The organism is Prevotella dentalis DSM 3688 (genome assembly GCF_000242335.1).
GTDB lineage: Bacteria > Bacteroidota > Bacteroidia > Bacteroidales > Bacteroidaceae > Prevotella > Prevotella seregens.
The window spans coordinates 1,809,600-1,824,085 of the sequence record NC_019960.1 but is presented as its reverse complement, the minus strand read 5'-3'; the positions used below and the strand labels follow the sequence as shown (position 1 = coordinate 1,824,085).

Here is a 14,486-nt window from a genome sequence, read left to right as displayed (position 1 = left end):
TTAGATATAATATCAGGAACCTGTACAAACTGCGTCATTTACTGCTGATGATACCTCCGGAATACCCTGTTTTAGGTATCAATGTCTTGGTATTTGACTGCAAAAATACTATATTTTAGTGATTAATCAAAGTAAAAACAGCAAAAATTCGATTTAATTTCTTACTTTTGCGCAAAAAGAAAACAGTGATGAAATTGTGTTATGACGTGCTCGTTATCGGCGGAGGACATGCCGGATGCGAGGCCGCCACAGCGTCTGCACGCATGGGAGCCAAGACGTGTCTGGTAACCATGGACATGAACAAGATAGGGCAGATGAGCTGCAACCCCGCCATTGGGGGTATTGCCAAAGGACAAATTGTGCGCGAAATCGACGCGCTGGGCGGACAAATGGGGCTTGTTACTGACGCCACGGCCATTCAGTTCCGCATGCTCAATAAGGGCAAGGGACCGGCCGTGTGGTCTCCCCGGGCTCAGTGCGACCGTGGCAAGTTCATTTGGGAATGGCGTCGCGCACTCGACCGCACGCCCAATCTCGACCTCTGGCAGGACCAAGCCGAGGAGCTGCTGGTGGAAAACGGCGAGGCCGTAGGCGTGCGCACCATCTGGGGCGTAGAGCTACGGGCCAAGAGTGTAGTCGTCACTGCCGGCACGTTTCTGAACGGATTGTTGCACATTGGCCGCCGCCAATATCCGGGTGGACGCTGTGCCGAGCCCGCCGTAACAGGGCTCACGGAGTCGATTACACGCTGGGGCATCCGTGCGGCACGCATGAAAACCGGGACGCCCGTGCGTCTGGACAAGCGCACCATCCACTTCGAGGACACCGAAGAACAGCCCGGCGAGCACGACTTCCACCAGTTCAGCTACCTGCGGTCGCAGCACGCGCTGAAGTCCCTACCCTGCTGGACCTGCTACACCACCCCCGAGGCACACGACATTCTGCGTGCCGACATCGCAAATTCTCCCCTTTTCAACGGTCAAATACAGTCCACTGGGCCTCGTTATTGCCCGTCTATTGAGACCAAACTCGTCACCTTTCCGGACAAAGAACAACACCCCCTCTTCATCGAACCAGAGGGCGAAGACACCAACGAAATGTACTTAAACGGCTTCTCATCGTCCATGCCGATGGAGACACAGCTCCGTGCTCTGCGCCAGATACCCGCCTTGCGCGACGTAAAAATCTACCGGCCGGGCTACGCCATCGAGTACGATTACTTCGACCCTACGCAGCTCAAGCACTCGCTCGAGTCGAAGATCGTGGGCGGACTCTTCCTTGCAGGCCAAGTGAACGGCACCACAGGCTACGAGGAAGCCGGCGGACAGGGAACCGTTGCAGGCATCAACGCCGCCCTGTACTGCGCGGACAGCAAACCCTTTGTAATGAAGCGCGACGAGAGCTATATCGGTGTTCTCATCGACGATCTCACGACCAAGGGAGTGGACGAACCCTACCGCATGTTTACCTCCCGGGCCGAATACCGCATCCTGTTACGGCAGGACGATGCCGATGCCCGTCTCACCGAGACCGCCTATCGCCTTGGACTGGCCCAGCGCGACCGTTACGACTGGTGGATGCAAAAGAAGCTATCCATCGAAAGAATCGTCCAATTCTGCAATGAGACCGCAGTGAAACCCTCCGAAATCAACGGCGCACTCGAAGCCTTGGGTACCACCCCACTCCGCGTGAGCTGCAAAATAGCCGACCTGATTGGCCGTCCACAAATCACGATGAATGCGCTCGCAGACATCATTCCAGGGCTCAGAGCCGTGATGAATGCGCCCGAGAACCGCAAGGAGGAGATTTGCGAGGGAGCTGAAATCCGGATTAAATATAAAGGATATATCGAGCGGGAAAAGATGGTGGCCGACAAAATGCACCGTCTTGAAGACATCCAAATCAAAGGCCGCTTCCGTTACAGCGAGCTCAAGGAGATAAGCACCGAAGGGCGCCAAAAGCTGGAACGCATCGACCCCGACACCTTGGCACAGGCGAGCCGCATACCGGGCGTGTCGCCGAGTGACATCAATGTACTGCTGATTTTGCTGGGCAGATAACGCCGACAGCAAGTGCAACACACACCGTATCATGTTCCACACCAAACAAACAACAACCATTCTCCAAACCAAGAAGCGGCGTATGCGAAACGAGCAGCTGCAGCACAGGGTGCAAGCTGCGATTTAACGTCAACCGCTGCGCCGTTTCACGTGAAACGACAACCCAAATAAGCAACTGAACAACAACCTATTAGATATTCAAGTAAAACGCAAAAGATGAACAATGAGATTCTGTTGGCCAATCTGCGAAGCATTCCAGACTGGCCCATCAAGGGAGTAAACTTCAGAGACGTGACCACACTCTTCAAGACACCAGAGTGTGTCAAGATTCTGAGCGACGAGCTCTTCGACCTCTACAAAGACAAAGGCATCACCAAAATAGTGGGTATAGAGAGCCGCGGCTTCGTGATGAGCTCGGCCCTTGCCTACCTCCTGGGGGCAGGAATCGTGCTTTGCCGCAAGCCCGGCAAGCTGCCTTGCCAGACCGTGCAGGAGAGTTACGCCAAGGAATACGGCATCGACACCATCGAAATACACAAGGATGCCATCAACGAAAACGACGTAGTGCTGCTCCATGACGACCTGCTTGCCACGGGCGGAACGATGAAAGCCGCCTGCGATCTCGTGCGCAAGTTCCACCCAAAGAAGATTTATTGCAACTTCTTGATCGAGCTGAACAGCGAGTTTTCCCATGCCCGCGACACGTTCGACAAGGACATTGAAATTACGAGTCTGCTGAAATTCTAAGACGCGCAAGCAAGACTCAAGAAGCCGCAAGGGCGGGGTTCATGCGGCTCCGCCCTTGCTTCGTTTCACGTGAAACGCGTCAACGGCGAAACACCAGTATATAAACGGGAAGACAAAAGATGACAAAGGAAGAAAACGAAAAGCGTCTGGCCTATCTGAAGAACATTGTACAGAGCATGCCCGAACTGCCGGGCAGCTATCAATTCTACGATGACGAGCACACGATTATCTATGTGGGCAAGGCCAAGAAACTGAAGAGCCGGGTGTCTACATACTTTCATAAAGAGGTGGACAGGTTCAAGACGAAGGTGCTCGTGAGCAAAATCAGGGACATTTCCTACACTGTAGTCAACACCGAAGAGGACGCATTGCTGCTTGAGAACTCGCTCATCAAGAAGTACAACCCGCGTTACAACGTGCTGTTGAAAGACGGAAAGACCTACCCCAGCATCTGTATCACCAACGAATACTTCCCCCGCATCTTCCGCACGAGGAATATCAACAAGAAGACCGGCACGTATTTCGGTCCCTTTCCACATGTCTCTGCCATGGCCAACGTGCTGGAACTCATCGCCAAAGTGTTCAAACCGCGCAGCTGTCGGCAGCCCATCACCCGCGAGGGCGTGGCCGAACACCGCTATAAGCCCTGCCTGGAGTACCACATTCACAACTGCGACGGCTGCTGCGTGGGCAAGCAGAGCTACGAGGACTATCAGGAGAACATGCGGCAGGCACGCGAGGTTCTCAAGGGCAACACCCGTCAACTGAGCGATTGGCTCTACCAGCGCATGATGGCAAATGCCCGAATTATGAAGTTCGAGGAGGCCGAGCGGTTGAAGCAACGCTACCTAATGCTTGAGGATTTCGTGTCGAAAAGCGAGGTGGTGAGCCACACCATACAGGACGTGGACGTGTTCACCATCACCGATGACGGCCTGCGCAAGAACGCGTTTATCAACTACATACACGTGAAGAACGGCACCATCAACCAGAGTTTCACCTACGAATACAAACGCAAACTGGACGAAAGCGACGAAGACCTGCTCATACAGGCCATACCAGAGATACGCAACCGCTTCCAAAGTCGGGCAAAAGAGATCATCGTTCCCTTTGAAATGGAGTGGAAAATCAAGGATGCAGACTTCTTCGTGCCCCAGCGCGGCGACAAGAAACACCTGCTGGAACTGTCGCTCATGAACGGCAAGCAGTACAGGTTTGACCGGCTGAAACAGGCTGAAAAACTGAATCCCGAGCAGAAGCAGACCCGCCTGATGAAGGAGCTGCAAGCCAAGCTGCGACTGCCCAAAATGCCTTATCAGATAGAGTGTTTCGACAATTCCAACATCTCGGGCACCGACGCCGTGGCCGGTTGCATCGTCTACAAAGGCATGAAACCCTCGCGCAAGGACTACCGCAAATACAACATCAAGACCGTTACAGGCCCCGACGACTATGCGTCGATGCAGGAGGTGGTGAGGCGGCGATACAGCCGAATGATGGAAGAGGGCACGCCGCTGCCCGACCTTATCATCACCGACGGCGGCCGGGGACAGATGGATGTGGTGCGCGAGGTGGTGGAGGGCGAGCTCGGCCTCCAGATTCCCATTGCCGGACTGGCCAAGGACGACCGCCACCGCACCAACGAACTGCTCTACGGCTGGCCGCCGCAGACGGTGGGCGTGGACGTGAAAAGCGAGCTTTTCCACGTGCTCACGCAGATTCAGGACGAGGTGCACCGCTATGCCATCACCTTTCATCGTGACAAGCGCTCCAAGCAGGCGCTCCACTCTGCGCTGGACGACATTAAAGGTATAGGCCCAGTAACCAAAGACATGCTCCTAAAACACTTTAAATCAGTGAGAAACATCAAGGGTGCAGCAGTCGATGAAATTGCTACCATTATCGGCCCGTCGAAGGCCCAAATCGTCTTTGATTTCTTCCGTAGAGAGGAAGAAGAGGAGGCGAAGAATGAGGCGAAGAAACACGATGAGGAGAGGATAGAGGTAACAATAGGCCAGGATAGGAGGATATAGGAGGGGATAAGGAGGCAAAAAATCGAGGCAAAGAAGCACGATGAGAAGGGGATAGAGGCACCAATAGGCCAGGATAGGAGGATATAGGAGGGGATAAGGAGGCGAACAACCGAGGCGAAGAAGCACGATGAGGAGGAAACAGAGGCACCAATAGGCCGGGATAGGAGGATATAGGAGGGGATAAGGAGGCAAAAAACTGAGGCAAAGAAGCACGATGAGAAGGGGATAGAGGCACCAATAGGCCGGGATAGGAGGATATAGGAGGGGATAAGGAGGCGAACAACCGAGGCAAAGAAGCACGATGAGGAGGAAACAGAGGCACCAATAGGCCAGGATAGGAGGATATAGGAGGGGGATAAGGAGGATATAGGCCAGAGAAAGGAGCTGCCGAAGACGGAAGTACGACTTGGGGAACAGTGGCAATGGTATCGGCACAAGGGCGCAAACGCCACACAATTGCGGCGTAAACGCGGGGTGATTGCGGCGTAATCGCCCCGCGTTTACGCCGTATTCATAGGGCGATTACGCCGTTATCACAACACGATAAATCCATGGCCATGAGAAGATTACCCACACGCGGCATGGCCCCGACAAAGGGTTTCGCCATAGGGGGCCGGCCTCCGAGCCGGCCATCATCCCCCACCATCACCAACAAACCGCGCACACAGCCCCTCCATTTCTCCCCCATGGCATCAAGAACACCGCAGGAACGCGGAATTTACACGCTTATTGTTGGCCCATTCAAGGCTTTTCACTATCTTTGTGGGGCATTATCTCCAAAACGAATATGAGAATCGTCATCCAGCGCGTCAGCAGCGCTTCCGTCGCCATCGACGGCCACACGAAGTCGGCCATCGGGCCGGGCTACCTCATTCTGCTGGGCATTGAGGCCGCCGACACCGAGGACGACGCGCAGTGGCTCGTGCGCAAGGTGGTGGGGCTACGTGTCTTCGACGATGCCGAGGGCGTGATGAACCGCAGCATCATGGACGTGGGCGGCGACATTCTCGTGGTGTCGCAGTTCACCCTCATGGCCAGCTACAAGAAAGGCAACCGCCCCAGCTGGCTCAAAGCCGCGCCCCATGCCCTCTCCATCCCCCTCTACCGGCGGTTCTGCCAGCTGCTCTCCGAGGCGCTGGGCAAGCCCGTGGGCACCGGCGAGTTTGGGGCCATGATGGAGGTGGCACTCGTGAACGACGGGCCCGTGACCATCTGCATGGACACGAAGAACAAGGAGTGAGAGACCGCGAAACCTATATTCGGAGACTGAACCATGACTATTAAAGAAGCACAAGACGCTGTAGACCAATGGATTAAGGTCACGGGTGTGCGCTATTTCTCGGAGCTGACCAACATGGCTGTGCTCACGGAGGAGGTGGGCGAACTGGCCCGCGTGATGGCGCGACGCTATGGCGACCAGAGCTTCAAGCCCGGCGAGACCGACAATCTGGGCGAGGAGATGGCCGATGTGCTGTGGGTGCTCTGCTGTCTGGCCAACCAAACGGGCGTGGACCTCACCGAAGAGCTGCGCAAGAGCTTCGAGAAAAAGACCCGCCGCGACGCCACCCGGCACAAGGAAAACCCGAAGCTGCAGGGCTGACGACGGCCCACAGTATGGAAGAAACAGCGTAATCAACTAATAATCAACGATATGAACCAGAATTCATTAACTCCCAAGCGCGAGTCCAAGACGCTGAACATCATCGTCTTGGGCCTGACCATTATGGGCCTTGCATGGTTTGTCTACTATCTCTTCGCCCAGTACCACGACATGGCCGACCCATGGCAACAGGCTGCTGCACTGACACTTGTCATGCCCCTCGCGCTGAAAACCATCTGGCCGCTACTGCGTCAAGGCGCGTGGAAAGACAGGCATCTCTACATGAATCTGCTGCTCATCGCGCTATGGATTTGGAGCATCCGCGAGGCCTGCGTCTAAAACAGCACACGGCAGGTAGCAAGGTGGGCAAAGCCCCTACCCCACGGCCTCCGCAACACGAAAGTAAATACAAATAATAACGAACCCATCAATTCTTATGGCTTACACAAAAGACATTGAACCCAACACCGGCGCGGGCAGCCTGAAAGCCCAGGTAGAAGCCCAGCGCAACGGCAACACACAGCCTACAAACAAGTATGAAGCAGCACTGGCCAAGTACAACTGCAACGTGGACGAGGCCCAGGTGGCCGAGGCACTGAAGCGGCTCATCGCCGAGAAAGTGCCCGCGAACGACACCGTCGAGGTGAAGAAATTCCTCTTCGGCAGCGTGGAACTCACCTCGTTGAGCACGGCCGACTACGACCTGAAAATCATGGAGATGGTGCAAAAGGTCAACCGTTTCGACTCCGCCTACCCCGACCTGCCCCACGTGGCCACCATCTGCGTGTATCCGAACTTCGCCGAAGCCGTGAAAGACACGCTCGAGGTGGAGGGCGTTGAAATAGCCGTCGTATCGGGCAGTTTCCCTTCGTCTCAGACGTTTATCGAGGTCAAGGTGGCCGAGACCGCACTGGCCATCAAGGATGGAGCCACAAACGTGGACATCGTGATGCCCGTGGGCAAGTTCCTCTGCGGCGACTACGAGGGTGCGTGCGACGAAATCAGCGAGCTGAAACAGACCTGCGGCGACGTGCCTATGAAGGTAATTCTCGAGAATTGTCTGCTCGGAAGCCTCTCCAACGTGAAGCGGGCGTCGCTGCTCTCCATGTATGCGGGCGCCGATTATATCAAGACTTCCACCGGCAAAGACAAGGGCGGGGCCACGCCGCAGGACGTCTACGTGATGTGCCAGGCCATCAAGGAGTACTACGACAAGACGGGCATCCAGGTGGGTCTGAAGCCGGCCGGCGGCATCAACACCGTGATGGATGCCGTGATCTACTACACGATTGTCAAGGAAGTTCTCGGTGAGCAATGGCTCACCAACCAATGGTTCCGCCTGGGAACCAGCCGTCTCACCAACCTGCTGCTCAGTGAAATCACGGGCGAGGAGGTGAAATTCTTCTAAGAAAGAGCCTCCGGCTTACTTGTCGCGCTCTATCACATAGTCGAGGTACGCCCTGAGACTGGTCTTCACCGCCTCATCGCGTACCTCGTTTTCGATGAAGACCATGGCGTCGGCATGGAAGTCCCACATGCGCCTGTCGGCGTATTCTATGCCGCCGTTGGCCTTGGTGAAAGCCACCAGCCGGGCTATTTCGTCGGCTGTCACCGTGCCCATCCTCACCTTTTGGGCCAGCTGCATCATCTGTTCGTCGCCCGTGGCGTTGATGGCGCGGATGGCGGGCAGCGTGAGTTTTCCCTCTGCCATGTCGTTGCCCGTGGGCTTGCCTATCTCCGATTTATCGTAATAGTCGAAGATGTCGTCGCGTATCTGGAAGATGATGCCCAGGTTCTGGCCGAAGCGTTTGGCCGCCTGAATGTCGGCCTCGTCGGCCCCGGCCGACAGCGCGCCGATGGCGGCACAGGCCTCGAAAAGGGCTGCCGTCTTCTGTCTGATGACCTGATAGTAGACCGATTCCGACAGTTCGGTGCTCTGAATGTTGGACAGTTGCAGCAGCTCGCCGTTGGAGAGCGTTCGCCCCAGCTCGGCCAAATGGCGCACAATGGTCTCGCTATGTGTGTAGCTCATGTGGAGCAACGAGGTCGAAAGAATATAGTCACCCACGAGTACGGCCACCTTATTGTTGTACTCTGCATTGACCGACCGCTGTCCTCGACGCTCGCTGCTCTCGTCGACCACGTCGTCGTGCACCAGCGATGCCGTGTGCAACAGTTCCAGACCGACGGCGGCATGGAGCGTGACCGGCGAAATATTGCCGAAATTCTTGGCCATCAACAGGATGAGCATGGGCCTCATCCTTTTACCCTCCTGGCTGCGAATGTGGTCGAGCACCTGGGCCAACAGCCCGTCGGTGTGCGACAACGACCGGTCGAACAGCTCTGTGTAATCGTTCAACTCCGAGGTGATGGGTTGTTTGATGGTGGCTAAATAATCCATGAGCGCATTTAAAATTCGACACAAAATTACGGATTTTATCGGATAATGCACAGGCGATGTGGCAAAAAATTCGTAATTTTACGGGTAAATTCCACAGATTATGAGCAAACTCTTCCTCTTTGATGCCTACGCCATCATCTTCCGTTCGTATTACGCTTTCATCAATCGTCCCACCATCAACTCCAAGGGATTCAACACCTCTGCCGTGCTGGGCTTCTGCAATACGCTGCGCGAAATCATCGACAAGGAGCAGCCCACGCACCTCGGTGTGGCGTTCGACCATGGCAAGACATTCCGCCACGAGGCTTTCCCGGCCTACAAGGCGCAGCGCGACGAAACGCCCGAGGACATCAAGCTCTCCGTGCCTTTCATCCAGGAAATCCTGCACGCCATGCACATCCCCGTGCTCCAGGCCAACGGCTTCGAGGCCGACGACGTGATTGGCACCCTCTCCCGGAAAGCCGGCGAGGCCGGCGTGGAGACCTATATGCTCACTCCCGACAAGGACTATGGCCAGCTCATCAGGCCCAACGTCTACATGTTTCGCCCGCGGCATGGCGGCGGATACGATAAAATCGGCGAAAAAGAGATTCAGGAGAAGTATGGCATCGCCTCGGCTGCACAGGTCATCGACCTGCTGGCCCTCATGGGCGACGCGTCCGACAACTACCCCGGCTGCCCTGGTGTGGGCGAGAAGACGGCCGTGAAACTCATCAACCAGTTTGGCAGTTGCGAGGAGCTTATGGCCCATTCCGACCGGTTAAAGGGCAAGATGCGGGAGAAAGTGGAGCAGGCAGTAGACGATATTCGCATGTCAAAATTCCTGGCCACGATACGCACCGACGTGCCCATCGACCTCGACCTCGACGCTTTGCGGCTCTGCGATCCCGACGAGTCGGCCCTACGCGAAGTCTTCGATCGGCTGGAGTTCAAGCGGCTCTCGGATCGATTTCTTAAAAAAACACAAACTGCGCCAACCGTCGTTAACGCGCAGCCCAGCCTGTTTGCCGAATTTCCAACCGACGGTAAAGCCGAGCCCGAAAAATCGAATTTTGAGAGCCTTAAAACCGTGCCCCACGACTATAAACTCATTGAAAGTCAGGCCGAAGCCCGTCAAATTTGTGACTTTTTAAGGACAAATAAAATTTTAAGTCTGGATACAGAGACCACGTCGACCAACGCTTTGGAGGCCGAACTCGTGGGATTGAGCTTCGCCGTAAAGGAAAACGAGGCCTTCTACGTGGCCATACCGGCCAGCCGCGAAGAAGCCTTGCAATACGTCAATATCTTCAAATCGCTCTACGAAGACCCCGAAATCCTCAAGGTAGGACAGAACATCAAGTACGACTATGAGGTGCTCAGGCAGTATGGTGTAGACGTTCAAGGCCCCATGTTCGACACGATGTTGGCTCACTATGTACTGCAACCCGAGCTGCATCACAACATGGATTACATGGCCGAAACCCTGCTCAACTACCGCACTGTACACATCGAAGAGCTCATCGGCGCCAAGGGACGGGGCCAGCGCAACATGCGCGACCTCACCCCCCGGCAGGTTTATGAATATGCGTGCGAGGATGCCGACGTCACCCTGCGGCTGAAAAACGTGCTCGAGCCACGCCTTGCTGAGGCCGGCGCCGAGCGGCTGTTCCGGGACATTGAGATGCCGCTCGTCAGGGTGTTGGCCGATATGGAGCTCAACGGCGTGTGCCTCGACACGGCTGCCCTGGCCGCTACACGCCGCAGCTTCACCGAGCGCATGGAGCAGTATGAGCACCATGCCTACGAGCTGGCAGGCAAGTCTTTCAACATCTCCAGCCCCAAACAGGTGGGAGACATCCTCTTCGGCGAAATGAAAATCGTGGAGAAACCCAAGAAGACCAAGACAGGACAGTACGTCACTTCCGAGGAAGTGCTGCAACAATTGCGCGACAAAGCACCCATCGTCGACGACATCTTGAACTACCGTGGACTCAAGAAACTGCTCGGAACTTACGTGGAAGCGCTGCCCAAACTGGTGAATCCACGCACCGGTCGCATCCACACCTCGTTCAATCAAGCCGTTACAGCCACCGGCCGTCTCTCGTCGAGCGACCCCAATTTGCAGAACATTCCCGTGCGCGACGACGATGGCAAGGAGATACGCAAATGCTTCGTTCCCGAGCCCGGCTGCCGTTTCTTTTCGGCCGACTACAGCCAGATCGAACTGCGCATTATGGCCCATCTGTCGGGCGATGAGAACATGATCGAGGCCTTTCGCGAGGGTTTCGACATCCATCGGGCCACTGCAGCGAAGATATGGCACAAGGAGATGGCGGCCGTGACCGACGCTCAACGCAAGCAAGCCAAGCAGGCCAACTTCGGCATTATCTATGGCATCACCACCTTCGGACTGGCCCAACGCATGAACATAGGCAACAACGAGGCCCGCCAACTCATCGACGACTACTTCGCTACTTTCCCCAAAGTGCACGCCTACATGGAGCAGGCCAAGGAGCAGGCACGGCAACACGGCTATGCCGAGACGCTGTTCGGCCGCCGCCGCTACCTGCCCGACATCGTCTCGCGCAACGCCACCGTACGCGGATTTGCCGAGCGCAACGCCATCAACGCCCCCATCCAAGGCTCCGAGGCCGACATCATCAAGCTGGCTATGATACGCATCTGGCAGCGGTTCAAGGCCGAGGGGCTGCACTCCAAGATGATTCTCCAGGTGCACGACGAGCTCAACTTCTCGGTCTTTCCCGACGAAGCTGAGCGCGTGGAGCGCATCGTCATTGAGGAAATGCAGGGTGTCTGCACCCTCTCCGTGCCTCTCACCGCCGACGCCGGATGGGGCGACAACTGGCTGGAAGCCCACTAAACATCCCCTTTTTGTCTCCTGGGCCCATGCCGCCATGGCGGCATGGGCCTGACTTTTTTTATTGCCGGCCGCTTTTTTCCACGACTTTCAATGGTCAATTAGTTTTTTTTCCTTATATTTGCCCCAAAATAAGCGCTTATGAAAACAGGAGACAGAGTTTTGATTTCTCCAGACCTGACTAATCGTCCGGCATGGTCCAAGGCCACGATTATCAAGGTGGAAGAGAGTCTTTTTGCAGGTACCGTCATCTCTGCCAAGACAGACGACGGCACCATTTACTTTGGCTACAAGGATCTGTTCAAGCCCCACACCGAGGAAGCATGTACGCATTGAGTTTCGATATGGTCATTTCCGACCTCAAGCAACACTACGGCGAACCCTATAACAACGCCTACTTTGAAATCAAGGAATTGCTGAAGAAGAATGGTTTCGACTGGGTTCAGGGCAGCACCTACATGACGGAGAACGACGATCTGGCCGCTCTTGTCAAGACCATCATGGAACTTTCCAAGGTGGATTGGTTCAAAAAATCGGTACGCGACCTCCGTGGTTTCAAGGTGGAAAGCTGGTCAGACTTCACCACTTTGGTAAAAAACGCCTGACAACAGCGTGTCCAACGTAGGCCAAGCCCACCCTATTCAACTTCCAGTCCAGTGTCAAGGCACAGGCAGCCAACTTTCTTTTTTATTATGATAGAGCCCAACCAGGGTATCATCACCGTGCCCGACGAGCGGCTTGTGCGCCTGGCCGAGATTGTGCATCCCAGCCGCATCGTGCCCGCCACCTACGAGATTGTCAACTTTACACAGGGTGTCTGCACCCTCTCCGTGCTTCTCACCGCCGACGCCGGATGGGGCGACAACTGGCTGGAAGCCCACTAAACATCCCCCAACTCCCTCCCGGGCCCATGCCGCCATGGCAGCATGGCTTAGGATTTCTTGCTGATCCATGTCATCCGGCCTATAGTCATGTCAGACAAACGCATGATTGGGATGGAGAGAAGATAGCTCGACACAACAAGGGCAAGGAAGATAAGGAGGGGATATTTGAACCCATAGATGAAGTCGTGGCAGAACCGTTCGTAGATAAAAGCATGAATAAGCCACATCGTCATCGACTTCCCGCCAAGTTCAATCAGCACTTTCCTGCTAGTTCCCTTTATCTCCACATTGACAAACAACAGCATAAAGAGACATAGGAAAAACGGGCCAACCGCAGCCGAACCACTCAGACAATGCACTGCAAACCATGCGACAAACAGCAGCCTAACCAGCCATTGCCTTTCTTTCAGCAAGCTAATCGTCACACCTTTCCTGTCATGGATATAGCAAATAGCGGCACCAACCATAAAGGCAAAGGCCAGATCGAAATACGTCAGAACAAGGCTATACCACTCATGATGCAACCCAGACGGCGCAATATATCGGCTAATGGCATACATGCTCGCATAAGACAGCACCAACGAACCCATCAGAGACCATTTGAGCCCGATTTTATCAACCACCCGGAATACGATAGAAGATGACAGACTCAGCATGCAATAAGGTAGCAGGAACCATGCCGGGTGATTGTAGCCATCCACATTCACACCTGTTACATTGTCCACTATCATCCTCAAGTCGCCCGGATAATACGCCGGCAGCACAAAACTTCCCACGCCAATAAAGAGCAAAAGGATAAGCCAATAGTTCAAATACAACTTCGCCACACGCCTCAACTGCCTTTCAAAAGCCAGCATAGAACGCAAGTGAGCATAGGCAAGTCCATATCCGCTGCACACCAAGAAGAAGTCAACAGGATTACATGCTCTTGCAAAAACTGTGGCAAATGGCAAATTGCCCACCCAAAACAAAGGCGTTACACCGTCTGCAAAACTCAGATTGGAGAACAGATGCAGGAACAGCATCATCAAAATGGCAATGCCTTTGAGCATTGTCGTCTGTTCTTTCGACATAAATACAACATTTACAGCCATGCTATTATCACCCAAACACAAGCCTATTCACGTACCCATAAGGCCGCATCGAATAATAGCAGACATTCATTTAATCCATAAAAATACGAAAAGGCCATGCCTAACTATCTGCAAAGATACGATATTATTTTGTAATTATTAAGTAAATCACTACCGTTTTTCCTTGCGAGTACGAAACGAAGTACCTATATTTGTACCAAACAACAATACGAAAATAATGAGAACGACAAATTATACAGACCTTAGAAACAACCTGAAAGGGTATTTCGACAAAGTGGTTGACGACTGCGAGCCCCTGATTGTGCACCGCGGCGATAAGGAGAGCGTGGTGATTATCTCCATGGAGGAGTACAACGCCATCAAGGAAACAGAGTATATCATGCGCTCGCCAAGGATGGCAGACATCATTAAGGAGGGCGAAAAAGAGATTGAGCAAGGCCAGGGAAAGCCTGTCGATCTGGACAATTTATGGAAATAATTCTGCTGAAACAAGCCCAGACCGACCTGGAATATTGGAAGAAGTCGGGTAACAAAGCCATCATGCGACGCATTACCGACTTCCTGAAAGACATCTCCGAGCATCCCTTTACCGGCATTGGCAAGCCCGAACCTCTTAGATTTGGGCTTGTCGGGAAATGGTCGCGGCGTATCAACCACGAGCACCGCATCATCTATTCTGTGGACGAAAGCGGCAGGTTGTACGTCTACGTATTGGCCATGCGATACCACTAAGACAAATAAAAACACAAGCACCACCCTGCCCCGCAGCTGTGCCGCAGCTGCGTCTTTCGCTGCGTTTCCCCCGCA

Annotated in this window: 14 protein-coding genes and 1 pseudogene; 13 read left to right on the top strand and 2 right to left on the bottom strand. The window is 54.4% G+C overall.

Going from position 1 to position 14,486, the window contains the following annotated elements:
• The first annotated feature begins 188 nt into the window (after positions 1–188).
• From mnmG to deoC, 7 genes are all read left to right on the top strand, one after another.
• Complete coding sequence (mnmG, locus tag PREDE_RS07215; protein WP_005845474.1) at positions 189–2,060, top strand: tRNA uridine-5-carboxymethylaminomethyl(34) synthesis enzyme MnmG; 1,872 nt, start codon at positions 189–191, stop codon at positions 2,058–2,060.
• Positions 2,061–2,276: 216 nt separating this feature from the next.
• Complete coding sequence (locus PREDE_RS07210) at positions 2,277–2,807, top strand: adenine phosphoribosyltransferase (protein WP_005845472.1); 531 nt, start codon at positions 2,277–2,279, stop codon at positions 2,805–2,807.
• A 119-nt stretch (positions 2,808–2,926) separates the two neighbouring features.
• Complete coding sequence (gene uvrC / locus PREDE_RS07205; protein WP_005845471.1) at positions 2,927–4,840, top strand: excinuclease ABC subunit UvrC; 1,914 nt, start codon at positions 2,927–2,929, stop codon at positions 4,838–4,840.
• 787 nt (positions 4,841–5,627) lie between these two features.
• A complete protein-coding gene (gene dtd / locus PREDE_RS07200) occupies positions 5,628–6,080 on the top strand; it encodes a D-aminoacyl-tRNA deacylase (RefSeq protein WP_005845467.1) in 453 nt (150 codons plus the stop codon).
• A gap of 33 nt (positions 6,081–6,113) precedes the next feature.
• Entirely contained in the window at positions 6,114–6,440 is a 327-nt protein-coding gene (locus tag PREDE_RS07195; RefSeq protein WP_005845465.1) for a nucleotide pyrophosphohydrolase, read from the top strand.
• A 51-nt stretch (positions 6,441–6,491) separates the two neighbouring features.
• On the top strand, positions 6,492–6,779 hold the full coding sequence (locus PREDE_RS07190) for a hypothetical protein (protein WP_005845463.1): 288 nt from the start codon (positions 6,492–6,494) through the stop codon (positions 6,777–6,779).
• 97 nt (positions 6,780–6,876) lie between these two features.
• Complete coding sequence (gene deoC, locus PREDE_RS07185) at positions 6,877–7,848, top strand: deoxyribose-phosphate aldolase (protein ID WP_005845461.1); 972 nt, start codon at positions 6,877–6,879, stop codon at positions 7,846–7,848.
• A gap of 15 nt (positions 7,849–7,863) precedes the next feature.
• Here the strand turns inward: deoC and PREDE_RS07180 are convergent, their stop codons facing one another.
• Complete coding sequence (locus tag PREDE_RS07180; protein ID WP_005845459.1) at positions 7,864–8,841, bottom strand: polyprenyl synthetase family protein; 978 nt, start codon at positions 8,839–8,841, stop codon at positions 7,864–7,866.
• A gap of 100 nt (positions 8,842–8,941) precedes the next feature.
• Here PREDE_RS07180 and polA point away from each other — a divergent pair, with 100 nt between their 5' ends.
• The 4 genes and pseudogenes from polA to ychF all read left to right on the top strand — a co-directional run.
• The gene (gene polA / locus PREDE_RS07175) at positions 8,942–11,704 is read left to right on the top strand and encodes a DNA polymerase I (protein WP_005845457.1); all 2,763 of its coding nucleotides are present in this window, start codon (positions 8,942–8,944) and stop codon (positions 11,702–11,704) included.
• A 138-nt stretch (positions 11,705–11,842) separates the two neighbouring features.
• On the top strand, positions 11,843–12,037 hold the full coding sequence (locus PREDE_RS07170) for a hypothetical protein (RefSeq protein ID WP_005845455.1): 195 nt from the start codon (positions 11,843–11,845) through the stop codon (positions 12,035–12,037).
• Positions 12,025–12,306 carry a virulence protein gene (locus PREDE_RS07165; RefSeq protein WP_005845454.1) on the top strand — a complete coding sequence of 94 codons (282 nt, stop codon included), beginning with the start codon at positions 12,025–12,027 and terminating at the stop codon, positions 12,304–12,306. Before PREDE_RS07170 ends, PREDE_RS07165 begins: the two co-directional genes overlap by 13 nt.
• Positions 12,307–12,329: 23 nt before the next feature.
• Positions 12,330–12,504: pseudogene (gene ychF / locus PREDE_RS13870) on the top strand (redox-regulated ATPase YchF); the annotation flags it as partial.
• A gap of 128 nt (positions 12,505–12,632) precedes the next feature.
• On the opposite strand, the gene PREDE_RS07155 reads toward ychF, so the two are convergent.
• Positions 12,633–13,658, bottom strand: coding sequence for an acyltransferase family protein (locus PREDE_RS07155; RefSeq protein ID WP_044126832.1), 1,026 nt, complete (start codon positions 13,656–13,658; stop codon positions 12,633–12,635).
• Positions 13,659–13,896: 238 nt separating this feature from the next.
• Between PREDE_RS07155 and PREDE_RS07150 the strand changes: the two genes are divergently transcribed.
• Both PREDE_RS07150 and PREDE_RS07145 read left to right on the top strand, forming a co-directional pair.
• On the top strand, positions 13,897–14,157 hold the full coding sequence (locus PREDE_RS07150) for a type II toxin-antitoxin system Phd/YefM family antitoxin (RefSeq protein WP_005845447.1): 261 nt from the start codon (positions 13,897–13,899) through the stop codon (positions 14,155–14,157).
• A complete protein-coding gene (locus PREDE_RS07145; RefSeq protein WP_005845445.1) occupies positions 14,148–14,411 on the top strand; it encodes a Txe/YoeB family addiction module toxin in 264 nt (87 codons plus the stop codon). The genes PREDE_RS07150 and PREDE_RS07145 overlap by 10 nt, the downstream gene beginning before the upstream one ends.
• Positions 14,412–14,486: the final 75 nt, after the last annotated feature.